Source organism: Candidatus Nealsonbacteria bacterium, from assembly GCA_026396195.1.
In the GTDB taxonomy this organism is placed as follows: Bacteria; Patescibacteriota; Minisyncoccia; order Minisyncoccales; family JAGGXC01; genus JAPLXH01.
The window spans coordinates 1-13,439 of record JAPLXH010000008.1 but is presented as its reverse complement, the minus strand read 5'-3'; the positions used below and the strand labels follow the sequence as shown (position 1 = coordinate 13,439).

Here is a 13,439-nt window from a genome sequence, read left to right as displayed (position 1 = left end):
TTTGGATTGTATAATCTGGAAAAATAATTACGCCTTGTGCGGAGTGAGGCTTGAAGAAGGGAAAGAAGTGATTTTATCGGGATATCCTGACATTTATCCTTCAAGCGGAAGGATCAGTTTTAAAACAGATATTATTGAATTGAAAGGGGAAGGCGCCCTAAAAAAAGCTTATGAAAAACTGAAAGATAAATTGGACAAGGAGGGGATTTTTGATGAGGCAAGAAAAAAGAAAATTCCAATGTTTCCGGAAAGAATTGGGGTAATCACTTCAAAACAGGGAGCGGTAATACATGATTTTCTTAATAATATCGGGAAACACGGATTTAAGATTCAAATGATTGATTCTCGGGTGGAGGGGCAGGAAGCGATAAAAGACCTTTTGGGGGCAATCAGGACTTTTAAAAAAAAGAACATAGATGTTTTGGTCGTGATAAGGGGCGGGGGGTCATTGGAGTCATTGCAGCCGTTTAACAACGAAGCGCTTGTTAAAGAAATAGTTGGCTTGCCTTTTCCCATAATTGCCGGAATAGGCCATGATAAAGATACGCCGCTTTTTACCATGGCGGCGGATGCTTCAGAGTCCACTCCTACTGCCGTTGCCAATTTGCTTAATGAATCTTGGGACCGGGCCCTGCTTTTTTTAGAGCGATACGAAAGAGACATTGTCGGCCGTTATGAAATGATTTTAGATAATTATAAAGAAATTGAAAATAAGTTAAAGATTTCATTCAGTAATTTTAAAAACGCTTTAAAAGCCGCCGAGGAAAGATTACAGGGAACGTTTAACAATTCTTTATCGGGTTTTAAATCTTTATTAGCATTGGTTAATCAAAAAATAGAGCAATCGGAAAAAATTGTTTTTTTTAATAATCCGGAGCACCAGCTTAGATTGGGGTACAGCATTGCCAGTTGCGACGGAAAAATAGTCAGGCAAACAAAAGATGTTAAAATTGGAAAAAATGTATATATTAAAGTAACGGACGGAAAAATTATTTCAGAAGTTAAAAATGTCATTAAAAAATAATAAGGAGAACCTTGAATTTTTAAAAATTAAAAATATTAAAAAAATATGGCAAAAGAAAAATCAGACCCAAAAAATTTAAATAGCAACCTTAAAAGGCTTTCCGAAATTGCCGAATGGTTTGATAACCAGAAAGAGATAGATGTTGAAGAAGGGTTGAATAAAGTTAAAGAAGCGGTTGGTTTGATAAAAGCCAGCAAAGAAAGGCTTAAGGCGGTTGAAAATGAGTTTGAGGAGATAAAAAAAGCAATAGACGTCTAGAGGTTGTAGAATAAAAATAAAACTATGAGTAAAAATAAAATAAGCGGATATATAATGACTATCATAGGATTTGCGATGATTTTAACGAATGCGATAGGCTATATTTTCCGGCTGGATATAAAATCATCAGCATTTGGCGTTATGGGAATAGTTTTTGTATTGATCGGTCTTAAAATTGCCCGTAAAGAGCAAAAATAATAAAATTCAACTCCTCATGAAATATCATCACGTGGCTTTAAGTGTGAGCGATTTGGAAAAATCTTTAAAATTTTATAAAGAAGTTTTTGGATTTAACGAAGAAAAAAGGATTAAAAGAGAAGATCTAAGAATAAAAGCGATTTTGCTTAAATTAAACCCTAAAGATGATTTACATTTAGAATTAATACAGCCTCAAAAACTAATAGAAAACAAAGATGATTTTTTCAACTTAGATATTTTGGGCTTAAAACACGTTTGTTTTGAAGTTGAAAACGTTGATGAAAAACACAAAGAGTTAAAAGCCAAGGGGTATGAAGTTACAGGAATAAAAAAAGGAAAAAGCATTAAGAAATATTTTTTCATAAAAGATCCGGACGGATTCATGATGGAGATTTGTGAAAAATAAAAAAACATGAACATCAAGCAATTTTTAAAACCAAATTGGATAAAATTAATTTTATTTATTATTTTATTTCTAATAATATTTTTTTCTTTGCCATTTGTAAAAATATCTTCAAATTTGGGGACTGAAAGCCTTTCGTTATTTTTGCTTATAAAAAATTATTCGGGCTCTGAGGTAGAATTAAGCATGGTTTTATCGGGTTTTATTATTTACTTTATTACCGCTTATTTTATTTCTTGCTTAGTAACCGCATTAAGAAGTGATATCAAGGGTAAAAAATAGACAAATTTTATTTGACAAAATAAAATAATTAATTATAATTTAATTCGAAGGAGGAAAAAAATTGCCAACAATACAGATAGAAGTAATAATGATTTTATGGGGGCTGGGAATATACTTATTGGGCGCGACAATTACTTTTTTATTTCTTTGTCTGAGGGCTAGAAAAAATAAACAGAGAATCAATGAGGAAAGACTTGAGATTATCTTTTTCAATACCATTGTCTGGCCATTAGTTCTTTACTATCAAATAAAAAAAAGATTGTTTCCAGATAAAACAAAGAAAGGTTCTTTATAAAAAGAACCTATTTTATTTAAATTAGGCTGGATTTTTATTGACAAATTGGTGGTTTAAGGTAAAAAGACATAGGAGGTCAGTAAAAATGGAAGATAGAAAAAGACTTTTTTGTGGATTATTAGCAGGAATAATTTTTATAATAGTAGCATTCATTCTTTTGGAAGGACCGAATTGGTACACGAATTCGGAAAACCCGTTAATACAAAATTTGTATTTCAGGATTTTTGCCGTAATATCTGCAATCCTTGGTTCTGCTATTTTTTTTGCGATAGGAGAAAGCAAGGGAAGATCGAATTACGAGGTTAAAATAGGAATAAAATACAAAGTTCTTTCAATCGTAAAATATCTAAAAAAATCTGAAGAATCCGAAGAATCCGAAGAATATATTTGTTTTCTCCTTCAAGAGGAGGGGAAGAACAAAAGAATAATAAATTATACAATAAAGAGCCTTTGGATATCTAACCTATTTCCAGAATTAAAAGAAGGATCAATAATTATTTTTGAGGGAAGAACTAAAATCTTTATCCCTAAATGATTTTATATATGCCTGTAAAGTTTCTATAAAGCTTCGCAGGTTTTTTTATTTGACTTTGTAGTGACCCCGATTTATCGGGACTATTACGGGGTTTGACAGATTATTTAATTTTTGTTATAATCATTTTTAGTTTTTTCAAAATATAACAAACTAAAAAAAGAGGTGGTAGAATGGCAGAAAGAATAATAGAAATAAAAAAAGAGGATTTTTTGATAGCGGGAACCGTAAATGGAACGAAGCAAGCTTTTGAAATCCAAGAAATTGCAAAAACAAGCGTTATTGCAAGAAGAAGCAGATATTTGGGTAATCTTGCTTGCGAGGAAACAGAATCTTTAAAAGAAAAAAATCGCAAGCAAGAAGAGACCTTTAAAGCAATTGACGAATTCTTGGCTAATATTGCAAATGAAAACAGGGAAAAAGCAACACGAACTTTCATAGAAAACATTAGAAATGCCGGATCGTTTTTAAAGAAAATTTTATATTTCGGCAAAACTGCAAAACCAGAATAATATTTTTTATCAGGTTCAAGGTTATGAAAATCTTGAACTTTTTTTATTTTATTGTGGCTTTTTAATTAAGGTAGTAGAATAAAATAATTACAATATGAAAAAAACAAAGATATTATTGATAATATTTTTCTTAACCCTTCTGGGTTTTGTTTTGTTTTTCTGGAATGATTTTTCGGGAATTTATTCAAAGTTATCGGATAATTTGCCGAAAATTGAAAAAGGGGTTACGGACTTGATAAAAGAAACCGGAAAACAGATTTCCACGCCGCCGCCTCTCAGAGATCAGACAGAGAATCCGCAGTCTTATTTAACAAAAGCCGGGGTGATTAAATGGACTAATAGTCAGAGGGCAAAATACGGTTTGCCAGCCTTAAAGGAAAATTTTGTTTTGGACGAAACAGCCAAGAAAAAAGTTGACGACATGTTTAAAAATCAATATTTTGCCCATGAATCGCTGAGCGGTTTTAGCGTGGATGATTTGGCCGATAACTCCGGCTATGAATTTATCGCCATCGGCGAAAACCTGGCCTTGGGTAATTTTAAAGATGACGAGGCTTTGGTCCAAGCCTGGATGGATAGTCCCGGCCACAGGGACAACATTTTGAATAAAAACTATAAAGAAATCGGGGTATCTGTTATTAAGGGAATTTTTGAGGGAAAAACTACCTGGCTGGCAGTTCAGCATTTCGGATTACCCTCATCGGCTTGTTTAGAGCCCGATGAACAAATTAAATCAAAAATTGAAATAGCCCAAAACCAAATTGGCGTCATTGAAAAACTTTTGAATAATTTAAGAGAAGAAATTCAAAACACAAAAATAAAAAGGGGAACGGCATATTCGCAAAAAATAGAAGAATATAATAATTTGGTTTTGCAATATAACAAGCTTATTAATCAAGTCAAGGTGTTGGTTAACCAATATAATAGCCAAATTAAATTATTTAACGAATGCGTTAATTCTTTCAAATAAAAAATAAAGGTCGTTGTTTGTATATTAATAATTTTTAACAATAAATAAATATGTGGAAATTTTTAAATAAAGGAATATCTACGCCAATAGCGATTATGATTATTTTGATCCTATCTATAGCGGTCGGAGCTTTTACTATTTTGCAGACTTGGAAAATTCAAAATGAGGAAATTACAATATCGGAAAGCGCAAGATTTTTCTAATTGAGAATCATCAAAAAATTTTTTTGAGCCGCCTCTTTTATTAGGGACGGCTTTTTGCTATATTGGATTATTATGAAAAAGGATTTGGTAATAATTTTTGATTTTGACGGAACAATAACCCAAATAATGAAATCTCCCGAGAATATTGTGAACATCTTGGCCAAAGAGTTTGGTTTTAAAAAAATTAAAGCCGAGGAAGTGGAAAAGTTAAAAGAAAAAAAAGCCCAAGAAGTAATTAAGCTTCTGAAAATTCCTTTAATGAAGTTGCCTTTTATATTAATAAGGGCGAGATCTCTTTTGAGCAAAGAAATAGAAAAACTGAAGCCTTTTGAGGGAATAAAGGAAGTCATAAATTATCTTTTTAAAAATAATTTTGAGTTTGGAATATTAACTTCAAACTCAAAAGAAAACGTAAGTAATTTTTTAAAGAAAAACGAAATAGATATTTTTAATTTTATTTTTTCCGAAAAAAGCATTTTTGGCAAAGGGAAAGCTTTGCTTGGGCTAATGAAACAAAGAAAGTTAAAACCGGAAAATATTATTTTTGTAGGAGACGAAACAAGAGACATAGAGGCTGCAAAAAAAGTAAAAATAAAAACTATTGCCGTAAGCTGGGGGATTAATAAAGAAGAGTTATTAAAAAAGCACAATCCCGATTACTTAGCCAGAACTCCCAAAGACTTGATTGGAATATTAAAAAATATTTAAAACAAAAGATTGTTATGCCTAAATACTTAACTAAAGAGGGTTTGGAAAAATTTAAAAAAGAACTTGAGGAATCAAAAACTGTTAAAAGAAAAGAGATTTCCGAGCGTTTAAAGCACGCCGCTTCTTTCGGCGACCTTGCGGAAAACGCCGCTTATCACGAAGCCAAAGAAGCCCAGGCATTTTTAGAAGATAGGATTAATGAGTTAAGAAAAATTATCTCTGGCGCTATGGTCGTTGAAAACCAAAAAAACGGCAGAGTTCAAATAGGCTCAAGTGTTACCATCAGTTCAATTGACGGAGAAGAAAAATTTCAAATCGTTGAACATGAAGAAGCAAACTCTTTTGCTGGAAAAATTTCTTTTCAATCGCCATTGGGAAAACTTCTTCTAGGTAAACTGGAGGGTGAAACAGTAAAATTTCAAACTCCGCAGGGAAAGATAGATTATAAAATCATTAAAATTGAATAAACATGGTTCAGGTTAATTTTGTAAAAATCGCCTGGGCCGGAAAACATTTTGGCGAGGAACCGCCTTTGGTCGGGAAAACGGGTTCGGGCGCCATTTTTTTTACCGGTTGCAATTTAAGATGCGTTTATTGCCAAAATTACCAGATATCCCAGCAGAACATGGGAAGAGATTGGAGTATAGAAGAACTGGCCCGGGCAATGATTAAATTGCAAAAAGAGGGCGCTTTGAATATTAATTTAGTCAGTCCGACGATCTGGGCGGAACAAATAAAACAAGCAATAAAAAAAGTTAAGAAAAAGGGATTAAAAATTCCCGTTGTTTGGAATTCTAATGCCTACGAGAGCGTCAAGCTCATTAAAAACTTAAAAGGGTTGGTTGATATTTATCTTCCGGATTTTAAATACGGGGATGATGCGTTAGCCTTTAAATATTCCGGAGCAAAAAATTATAGGGAACTGGCAAAAGAAACAATCAAAGAAATGTTTTTACAGGCAGGAAACCTTAAATTATCAAAAGAGGGAATAGCCCAAAAAGGAATTATCGTGAGACATTTAATTTTGCCAAACAATATAGAAAACAGCAAAAAGGTTTTGGATTGCGTCAGAGAAATCAATAAAGATATTTTTATAAGTTTAATGAGCCAATACGAACCCTTAAACAAAGCGAAAGATTTTCCGGAGATTGCCAGAAGGATAACCAGAGAAGAATTTGAAAGGGTTTATGACTATCAAATAGGGTTGGGCTTGAAAAATGGCTGGGTTCAGGAAATAGGAAGCCAAAACGTATTTTTACCCGACTTTAAAAAAGAAAACCCATTTATTTGATAGAACCTTTAAAATTATGTTATTATTTAAAAAAGGAGGGTTAAAAATGACAGATTTTCCCGGAGGGATAAAAAAAGAAATGCCGGCCTGGAAGCCAGGAGAAAGATGCGAAGAAGGGTTAAGAATAGGCCAAGAATTACTTATAGAAGAATGGAAAAATGAACGTTCTTTGACAGGAAGAGTAACGGAATCATGGAAAAGAAACGGTTATCAATTTTTTATTTCAACTTGCGAACCGGAGCGGTTTGTTTTTATGGGGGTTTTATGCTCAAAGAATGATGACGGTTTTTTTAAAATCGCAAAAAAAGTTGAAGAAAATTATAACCGCGTAGATAAATTTCCCTGTTTCAGCGAAATTTGCGCCAAAAAATTAACAGCAGGAACAAGCAAGGAAATAGCTCTTTTATCAACTGTTCGAAAAATAATTCATACAAAAAAAGAAAACAAGGAAACAGAGGAAAAACTGATTAAAGCGGTCGAGGAATTTGAAAAAGAAAAACAAAATGTGCCCAAGAGCGATTGATATTCTCGGGCATTTTTAATTTTTATGGTAAAATTAAGAAAGAGTTGATTTTATTTGAAAATATATTAGAATAGCAATTAGTTTATTTCAGCTCCCGTAGCTCAATTGGTAGAGCAATTCCCTTTTAAGGAAGAGGTTCCGAGTTCAATTCTCGGCGGGGGCACATTTCGTTTTTCTCTTTTAGTTTTTATGAAAAAATTTTATTTAGAAACTTACGGCTGTAAATTAAACCAGTCAGATTCCGATTTAATCAGAGGCCTTTTAGAAAAAGATTTTAAAGAAACTTTTTCACCAAAGGAAGCTGATTTTATAGTGATTAACTCTTGCGGGGTGGTGGATAAAACTGAAAGAAAAATAATAAAGAGAATAAAATCTTTGAAAGGCAAAAAAATAATCATATCCGGCTGTTTGCCCTTAATCTTACCGGAGGAATCAAAAAAAATAGCCTTGGGAATTCTAGGTCCTCAAAATATTTTATCAATAAAAAAAGCGGCAAGAGAAGTTTTAAAAGGTAGAAAATTTTTCGAAGTTTCAAAAAAAGAAATAGATAAAGCCAATTATTGTTTTTTAAAAAAAAGAATAAAAAATGAAATTTCAGCGATTGTTCCGATAGCCGAGGGTTGTTTAGGCAATTGTACTTTTTGCGCTTCCCGCAACTCAAGAGGGAAATTAAAAAGCTTCAGTTCGAATAATATTTTAAAGGAAATAAAATTTTTAATTGATAGGGATTTTAAAGAGATTCAATTAACCTCCCAAGACGCGGCAATTTACGGTTTGGACGATAAAAAATTTTTATTGCCGGAATTGTTAAATAAAATTTCAAAAATTTCCGGAAACTTTAAGCTGAGAGTGGGAATGATGAATCCGGAATTTGCGAAAAAGATTAAAAAAGAATTAATAATGGCTTTTAAATCAGAAAAAATATATAAATTTTTGCATCTTTCCCTGCAGTCAGGGGATGATAAAATTTTAGCTGAAATGAAAAGGGGATATAAAGCCGAGGATTTTTTGAACATAATAAAAGAATTTAAAACCCAATTTAAAGATATTTTATTGGCAACAGATGTTATTGTGGGTTATCCCGGAGAGGACGGAAAATCTTTCCAAAAAACTTTAAATATTATAAAAAAAATAAAACCGGGAGTTTTGCATGTTTTCAGGTTTTCCAAAAGAAAAGGCACTTTTTCCCAGGGACTCAAAGATTTTCCAGAAAGAATTAAAAAAGAAAGGTCCAGGATGTTGAATAGCGTTTGGAAGGAAATAAACCTTAAAGAAAATAGAAAATTTTTGGGAAAAAAGCTCGAGGTTTTAGTCGTAGAAAAAAGAAAAAATAATTTTCTGGCAAGGTCTCCTTCTTTTAGAACGGTGATTTTGAAAGAAGGGCAATTGGGGGAATTTAAAAAAGTGAAAATAATCGGTTTTAAAGAAAATTATCTGATAGGGAGATAATAAACTTAAAATAGTTGCTGGACTTAAAATCAAAAATTTGTTATATCAAATTAATATGCAAAAAAGGCTAATTTTTATTTTTTTAGGAATATTTATTTTAGGAATCATCGGCAGCTATGGAATAGGTTTTTATCTTGGCAACCAATCCAAGGTTTGTGCTGTTTGCAAACCTGAGTATGTGGATTTTTCTTTATTTTGGGAAACCTGGCAGAAAGTAGAACAAAAATTTATTGAACCGGAAAAAATTGATGTCCAGAAAATGGTTTATGGGGCAATTTCCGGCATGTTGAACAGCCTGAAAGACCCTTATACTGTTTTTTTTGACCCGAAAACATCTAAAACGTTTTCCGAGGATATTTCCGGTAAATTCGAAGGGGTGGGAATGGAAATCGGCAGAAAAAACGACGAGCTTAAGGTTATTTCTCCCTTAGAGGGAACTCCGGCCCAAAAAGCCGGTTTGAGGCCCGGCGACATAATTTTAGAGATAGACGGAACCTCAACCTCGGGCATGTCAGTCGAAGAAGCGGTAGATTTGATAAGAGGACCAAAAGGAACAGAAGTTACTTTAAATATTTTCCGCGACAGCTGGAAAGAAACCAAAAAAATAACCGTTGCCAGGGCAATTATTGAAATTCCTTCTTTGAAATGGGAATTAAAAGAAAACGACATCGTTTATATTAAAATTTTTAATTTTACGGAAAAATCAAAAGATGATTTTGACAAAGCGGCTTTCCAGATTTTAAAAACATCCGGGAAAAAAATAGTGCTGGACCTTAGGAACAATCCCGGCGGGTACTTAGACAGGGCCCAGGATATCGCCGGCTGGTTTTTAAAAAGAGGAGAAATTGTGACAATTGAAGATAAAAGGGGAGACGAAAAAACAGAATATAAATCCCAGGGAGACGGTTATTTTGCTAATTATCCCATTGTTTGCCTGATAAACGAGGGCTCGGCTTCAGCCGCTGAAATTTTAGCCGGCGCTTTAAGGGATAATTTAGGGATTAAGCTAATTGGAAAAAAATCTTTCGGCAAGGGAACGGTTCAAGAACTTATTCACCTCTCCAATGATTCTGATTTGAAAATCACTATTGCCAAATGGCTGACCCCGAAAGGAGAATCAATTAATGATGTCGGCTTGAAGCCGGACATTGAAGTGGATTTAACTGAAGATGACTATAAAAATGAAAAAGATCCTCAACTGGACAAAGCGATTGAAATTATAAAAGGCATGTAAAATGGTTGATATAATAAAAAAAAACAGATATAATACAAAAATAAAATTTAAAATATGAAGGTAGTTTTGCTAAAAGATATAGAAAAATTTGGGAAAAAATACGAAATAAAAGAGGTAAAAGAGGGATTTGCCAGAAATTTTTTGTTTCCAAAGGGCCTGGCCAAGGTTGCGACAAAAAAGAATTTAAAAGAAGCTGAAACCAAAAAAGAATTGGAAGATAAAAAAGCCGAAGAAGAATTGCAAAAAGCCCAAAAAGAAGCTGAGGGCATAGAAGGATTGGAAGTTTCAATCGCGGTAAAAGTAGGAGACAGTAATCAACTTTTTGAATCAGTCAGTCCTCAAAAAATTTCAGAAAAATTAAAAGAGATGAATTTTAACGTAAAGAAAGATCAGATTATAATTCGGGAACCCATTAAAGAACTGGGCGAGTTTAAAGTAAAAATTAATTTTAAGCATAATTTAGAGGCGGAAATAAAATTAATAATTACCCCCGAAGAAACTAAATCTTAATTTTAAATTATGGCACGTTATATTTTTGTCATGGGCGGAGTAATGTCTGGCATCGGCAAAGGAATTACTACGGCTTCCATCGGAAAAATTTTACAGGGCAAGGGTTTTAAAGTAACGGCAACCAAGATCGACCCCTATATCAATGTTGATGCCGGAACAATGAATCCTGTTGAACATGGAGAAGTTTTTGTGACCCAAGACGGAGTGGAGTGCGACCAAGATATTGGAAACTACGAAAGATATTTGGACGAAAATTTAACCAGCGATAATTATATTACAACGGGCAGGGTTTATCAGGCGGTGATTAACCGAGAAAGAAATTTGGAATATAACGGCCGTTGCGTTGAAGTAGTCCCCGATATTCCCAATGAAGTAATCGCCAGAATTAAAAGAGCAGCCAAAAAAACCAAGGCTGATTTTATTTTAATTGAAGTCGGAGGAACAGCAGGTGAATATCAAAACTCACTTTTTTTGGAAGCCGGCAGAATGATGAAACTGGAAAAATCCAAAGATGTTCTTTTTGTATTAGTGGGATACTTGCCGGTTCCCGATAGCCTGGGAGAGATGAAAACCAAACCCACCCAGCAGGCGGTAAAATGGCTGAACATGGCCGGTATCCAGCCCGGTCTTATAATCGCTCGCAGTAAATTTCCCTTAGACGAGCCCCGTAAAAGAAAAATATCTATTTTTTGCAATGTTGCCAAAGAAGATGTTTTTTCTTCTCCCGATGTAAAATCAGTTTATGAAATTCCCCTTAACTTTGAAAAAGACAATCTGGGAAACCGGGTTTTGAAAAGATTCGAATTAAAATCGAGAAAAACCGATTTAAAAGATTGGCAAAAGATAGTCAGCAATATTAAAGCATCAAAGAAGCCGGTAAAAATTGCGATGGTGGGAAAATATTTCGAAACCGGAAAATTTACCCTAATGGATTCTTATATTTCAATAATTGAAGCGATAAAACACGCTTGCTGGCATTTTAAGAGAAAACCGGAAATTACTTGGCTTTCAGCCGAAGCTTACGAAAAAAATCCGAAAATCGTTCAAGAATTAAAAAACTTTGACGGCTTAATAGTGCCGGGCGGGTTTGGCACTAGAGGCGTTGAGGGAAAAATAAAAGCCATTGAATATTGCAGAAAAAATAAAATTCCTTATTTCGGGCTTTGTTTCGGCATGCAATTGGCAACCATAGAGTTTGCCAGAAATGTTTGCGGATTAAAAGGCGCCACCTCGGCCGAGTTTAAACCAAAAGGAGAAAATAAAGTGATAGACATAATGCCCGACCAGAAAGTTTTATTAAAAGAAAAAAAATACGGCGGAACAATGAGATTAGGAGAGTATTCTTGCGAGATAAAGCCAAAAACAATTTCGGCCAGAGCTTACGGTAAAAATTTAATTTCAGAAAGACATCGCCATCGCTATGAAGTAAACGACATTTTTAGGGAAATTTTAGAAAAAAATGGATTAGTAATAGCGGGAAATAACCCCCAAAGAAATTTAGTCGAGATTATTGAATTGAAAAGTCATCCCTTTTTTGTAGGGACTCAATTTCATCCGGAATTTAAATCAAGACCCATCAGGCCTCATCCTTTATTCAAAGAATTTATTAGGGCTTGTATCAAATAAAAAGACACACAATAACTTGTGTGTCTTTTTGTTCTTTAAGCTTTTTTTATTCCACGTTAACAATCTTTACCAATCTTTGAGAGCCGTTAAAATTTTTCTTTTTAGTGGTTTTAAATTTTACTTTGCCTTCTTTTATGGCATAAATAGTGTCGTCTCCGCCGCGTTTAACGTTTTTTCCCGGTAAAAATTTCGTTCCCCTTTGTTTAATAATAATCATGCCAATTTTAACTTTTTCACCTTCAAACGCTTTAACTCCCAAATACTTTGGGTTTGAATCTCTTCCTAATTTTGTTGCGCCTCCACCTTTTGTTTTTGCCATATAAAAATATGTTATCAGACATTAAAAACTTTGTCAAAGACAATAAAAGTGATATAATCTTATTAATTATCGTTATTTTAATTTCATTGATTTCTTTTTCCTTAGGGTATATAATATCGAAAAGCGAAGGAAAAATTCCGATAACAATTGAAGAAAAAAATTGAAAATTATGGAAAACAATAGAACAATACCGATTCATGTTGTTTTGTTGCCGGATGGCAACCGACGTTGGGCAAAAGAAAGGGGATTGGCTTCAATAGAGGGACATTTAGCCGGACAGCAAAACATTTTTAAGTTTACCAATTATTGCAAGGAAAAGGGAGTAAAAATCCTTACGGCTTTTGGTTTTTCAGCGGAGAATTGGAGCAGGCCAAAAAAAGAGGTTAAATATTTAATGCAACTTCTGGAAAAAGGCTTCCTTGCGGAACTGAAAAAACACAAGGAGGCAAAAAAGGACTCTAATTTATTGGGCAGTGGCATAAGAATAAGAGTCATAGGGCAAAAAGAAAGATTGCCCCAAAGCCTGCAAAAGATGATTAAAAAATTGGAAGAATTAACGAAAGATAATAAAGATTTTATTTTAAACTTAGCGGTAAGTTATAGCGGCCGTTGGGATATAATTCAGGCTATCAAAAAAATTATTAAAGAAAAAATACCGTTAAAAAAAATTAATGAAGTTTTTTTTGAAAAATATCTTTCTACTGAAAATTTACCCTCGCCGGATTTGGTTATAAGAACAAGCGGAGAAAAACGAATTTCTAATTTTTTGCTTTGGCAAACAGCTTATGCCGAACTTTATTTTTCCGATAAATATTGGCCCGATTTCTCAAAAAAAGATTTTGAATTGGCTTTAAAAGAATATGCCAAGAGACAAAGAAGATTCGGGTCTTAAATTTTTTTTTCCTCAGTTATCGAAAAAATATATTATAGTCAAAAGTCCTTTAGGGCTTTTTTTTGTTTTGATTATAAATAATTGAGATTTTAAGTTTTTTCTGATAAGTTTAATCTGTAACAGTTTATGGAAAAAATTCGTAATTTTTGCATTATCGCCCATATTGACCACGGAAAGTCAACTTTAGCTGACAGGTTCTTGGAATTGACC

Annotated in this window: 21 protein-coding genes and 1 tRNA gene; 21 read left to right on the top strand and 1 reads right to left on the bottom strand. The window is 33.4% G+C overall.

Annotation, left to right across the window (positions count from 1 at the left end):
• The 19 genes from xseA to NTU58_03260 all read left to right on the top strand — a co-directional run.
• The coding region (gene xseA, locus NTU58_03350) for an exodeoxyribonuclease VII large subunit (GenBank protein MCX6764704.1) at nucleotides 1–1,024 on the top strand (1,024 nt) is incomplete at its 5' end.
• Nucleotides 1,025–1,069: 45 nt separating this feature from the next.
• Complete coding sequence (locus NTU58_03345) at nucleotides 1,070–1,282, top strand: exodeoxyribonuclease VII small subunit (protein MCX6764703.1); 213 nt, start codon at nucleotides 1,070–1,072, stop codon at nucleotides 1,280–1,282.
• A gap of 24 nt (nucleotides 1,283–1,306) precedes the next feature.
• Entirely contained in the window at nucleotides 1,307–1,480 is a 174-nt protein-coding gene (locus NTU58_03340) for a hypothetical protein (GenBank protein ID MCX6764702.1), read from the top strand.
• A 16-nt stretch (nucleotides 1,481–1,496) separates the two neighbouring features.
• A complete protein-coding gene (locus tag NTU58_03335) occupies nucleotides 1,497–1,886 on the top strand; it encodes a VOC family protein (protein ID MCX6764701.1) in 390 nt (129 codons plus the stop codon).
• 6 nt (nucleotides 1,887–1,892) lie between these two features.
• Nucleotides 1,893–2,165: a hypothetical protein gene (locus NTU58_03330; GenBank protein MCX6764700.1), complete on the top strand. Its 273-nt coding sequence runs from the start codon at nucleotides 1,893–1,895 to the stop codon at nucleotides 2,163–2,165.
• Nucleotides 2,166–2,226: 61 nt separating this feature from the next.
• Complete coding sequence (locus tag NTU58_03325; GenBank protein MCX6764699.1) at nucleotides 2,227–2,460, top strand: hypothetical protein; 234 nt, start codon at nucleotides 2,227–2,229, stop codon at nucleotides 2,458–2,460.
• Between the two features lie 85 nt (nucleotides 2,461–2,545).
• On the top strand, nucleotides 2,546–2,995 hold the full coding sequence (locus NTU58_03320) for a hypothetical protein (GenBank protein ID MCX6764698.1): 450 nt from the start codon (nucleotides 2,546–2,548) through the stop codon (nucleotides 2,993–2,995).
• Nucleotides 2,996–3,165: 170 nt separating this feature from the next.
• Entirely contained in the window at nucleotides 3,166–3,504 is a 339-nt protein-coding gene (locus NTU58_03315; protein MCX6764697.1) for a hypothetical protein, read from the top strand.
• A 94-nt stretch (nucleotides 3,505–3,598) separates the two neighbouring features.
• Nucleotides 3,599–4,474, top strand: coding sequence for a CAP domain-containing protein (locus NTU58_03310; protein MCX6764696.1), 876 nt, complete (start codon nucleotides 3,599–3,601; stop codon nucleotides 4,472–4,474).
• A 50-nt stretch (nucleotides 4,475–4,524) separates the two neighbouring features.
• Nucleotides 4,525–4,677, top strand: a complete 153-nt coding sequence (locus tag NTU58_03305; GenBank protein MCX6764695.1) for a hypothetical protein — start codon at nucleotides 4,525–4,527, stop codon at nucleotides 4,675–4,677.
• A gap of 72 nt (nucleotides 4,678–4,749) precedes the next feature.
• Nucleotides 4,750–5,385, top strand: a complete 636-nt coding sequence (locus tag NTU58_03300) for an HAD-IA family hydrolase (protein ID MCX6764694.1) — start codon at nucleotides 4,750–4,752, stop codon at nucleotides 5,383–5,385.
• Between the two features lie 14 nt (nucleotides 5,386–5,399).
• The gene (gene greA, locus NTU58_03295; protein MCX6764693.1) at nucleotides 5,400–5,852 is read left to right on the top strand and encodes a transcription elongation factor GreA; all 453 of its coding nucleotides are present in this window, start codon (nucleotides 5,400–5,402) and stop codon (nucleotides 5,850–5,852) included.
• A 2-nt stretch (nucleotides 5,853–5,854) separates the two neighbouring features.
• Entirely contained in the window at nucleotides 5,855–6,676 is an 822-nt protein-coding gene (locus NTU58_03290) for a radical SAM protein (protein ID MCX6764692.1), read from the top strand.
• 46 nt (nucleotides 6,677–6,722) lie between these two features.
• Entirely contained in the window at nucleotides 6,723–7,199 is a 477-nt protein-coding gene (locus tag NTU58_03285; protein MCX6764691.1) for a hypothetical protein, read from the top strand.
• Between the two features lie 90 nt (nucleotides 7,200–7,289).
• Nucleotides 7,290–7,362: transfer RNA gene (locus NTU58_03280), tRNA-Lys, on the top strand.
• Between the two features lie 26 nt (nucleotides 7,363–7,388).
• Nucleotides 7,389–8,648, top strand: coding sequence for a tRNA (N(6)-L-threonylcarbamoyladenosine(37)-C(2))-methylthiotransferase (locus NTU58_03275; protein ID MCX6764690.1), 1,260 nt, complete (start codon nucleotides 7,389–7,391; stop codon nucleotides 8,646–8,648).
• A gap of 55 nt (nucleotides 8,649–8,703) precedes the next feature.
• On the top strand, nucleotides 8,704–9,882 hold the full coding sequence (locus tag NTU58_03270) for a S41 family peptidase (protein ID MCX6764689.1): 1,179 nt from the start codon (nucleotides 8,704–8,706) through the stop codon (nucleotides 9,880–9,882).
• Nucleotides 9,883–9,936: 54 nt separating this feature from the next.
• On the top strand, nucleotides 9,937–10,392 hold the full coding sequence (gene rplI, locus NTU58_03265; GenBank protein ID MCX6764688.1) for a 50S ribosomal protein L9: 456 nt from the start codon (nucleotides 9,937–9,939) through the stop codon (nucleotides 10,390–10,392).
• Nucleotides 10,393–10,401: 9 nt separating this feature from the next.
• Nucleotides 10,402–12,018 carry a CTP synthase gene (locus NTU58_03260; protein MCX6764687.1) on the top strand — a complete coding sequence of 539 codons (1,617 nt, stop codon included), beginning with the start codon at nucleotides 10,402–10,404 and terminating at the stop codon, nucleotides 12,016–12,018.
• Nucleotides 12,019–12,064: 46 nt separating this feature from the next.
• Here NTU58_03260 and rpmA read toward each other — a convergent pair whose 3' ends face one another.
• A complete protein-coding gene (gene rpmA, locus NTU58_03255) occupies nucleotides 12,065–12,337 on the bottom strand; it encodes a 50S ribosomal protein L27 (GenBank protein ID MCX6764686.1) in 273 nt (90 codons plus the stop codon).
• 8 nt (nucleotides 12,338–12,345) lie between these two features.
• On the opposite strand from rpmA, the gene NTU58_03250 reads away from it, so the two are divergent.
• Both NTU58_03250 and uppS read left to right on the top strand, forming a co-directional pair.
• Entirely contained in the window at nucleotides 12,346–12,501 is a 156-nt protein-coding gene (locus NTU58_03250; protein MCX6764685.1) for a hypothetical protein, read from the top strand.
• 5 nt (nucleotides 12,502–12,506) lie between these two features.
• Nucleotides 12,507–13,229, top strand: a complete 723-nt coding sequence (gene uppS, locus NTU58_03245; GenBank protein MCX6764684.1) for a polyprenyl diphosphate synthase — start codon at nucleotides 12,507–12,509, stop codon at nucleotides 13,227–13,229.
• The last annotated feature ends 210 nt before the right edge of the window (nucleotides 13,230–13,439 follow it).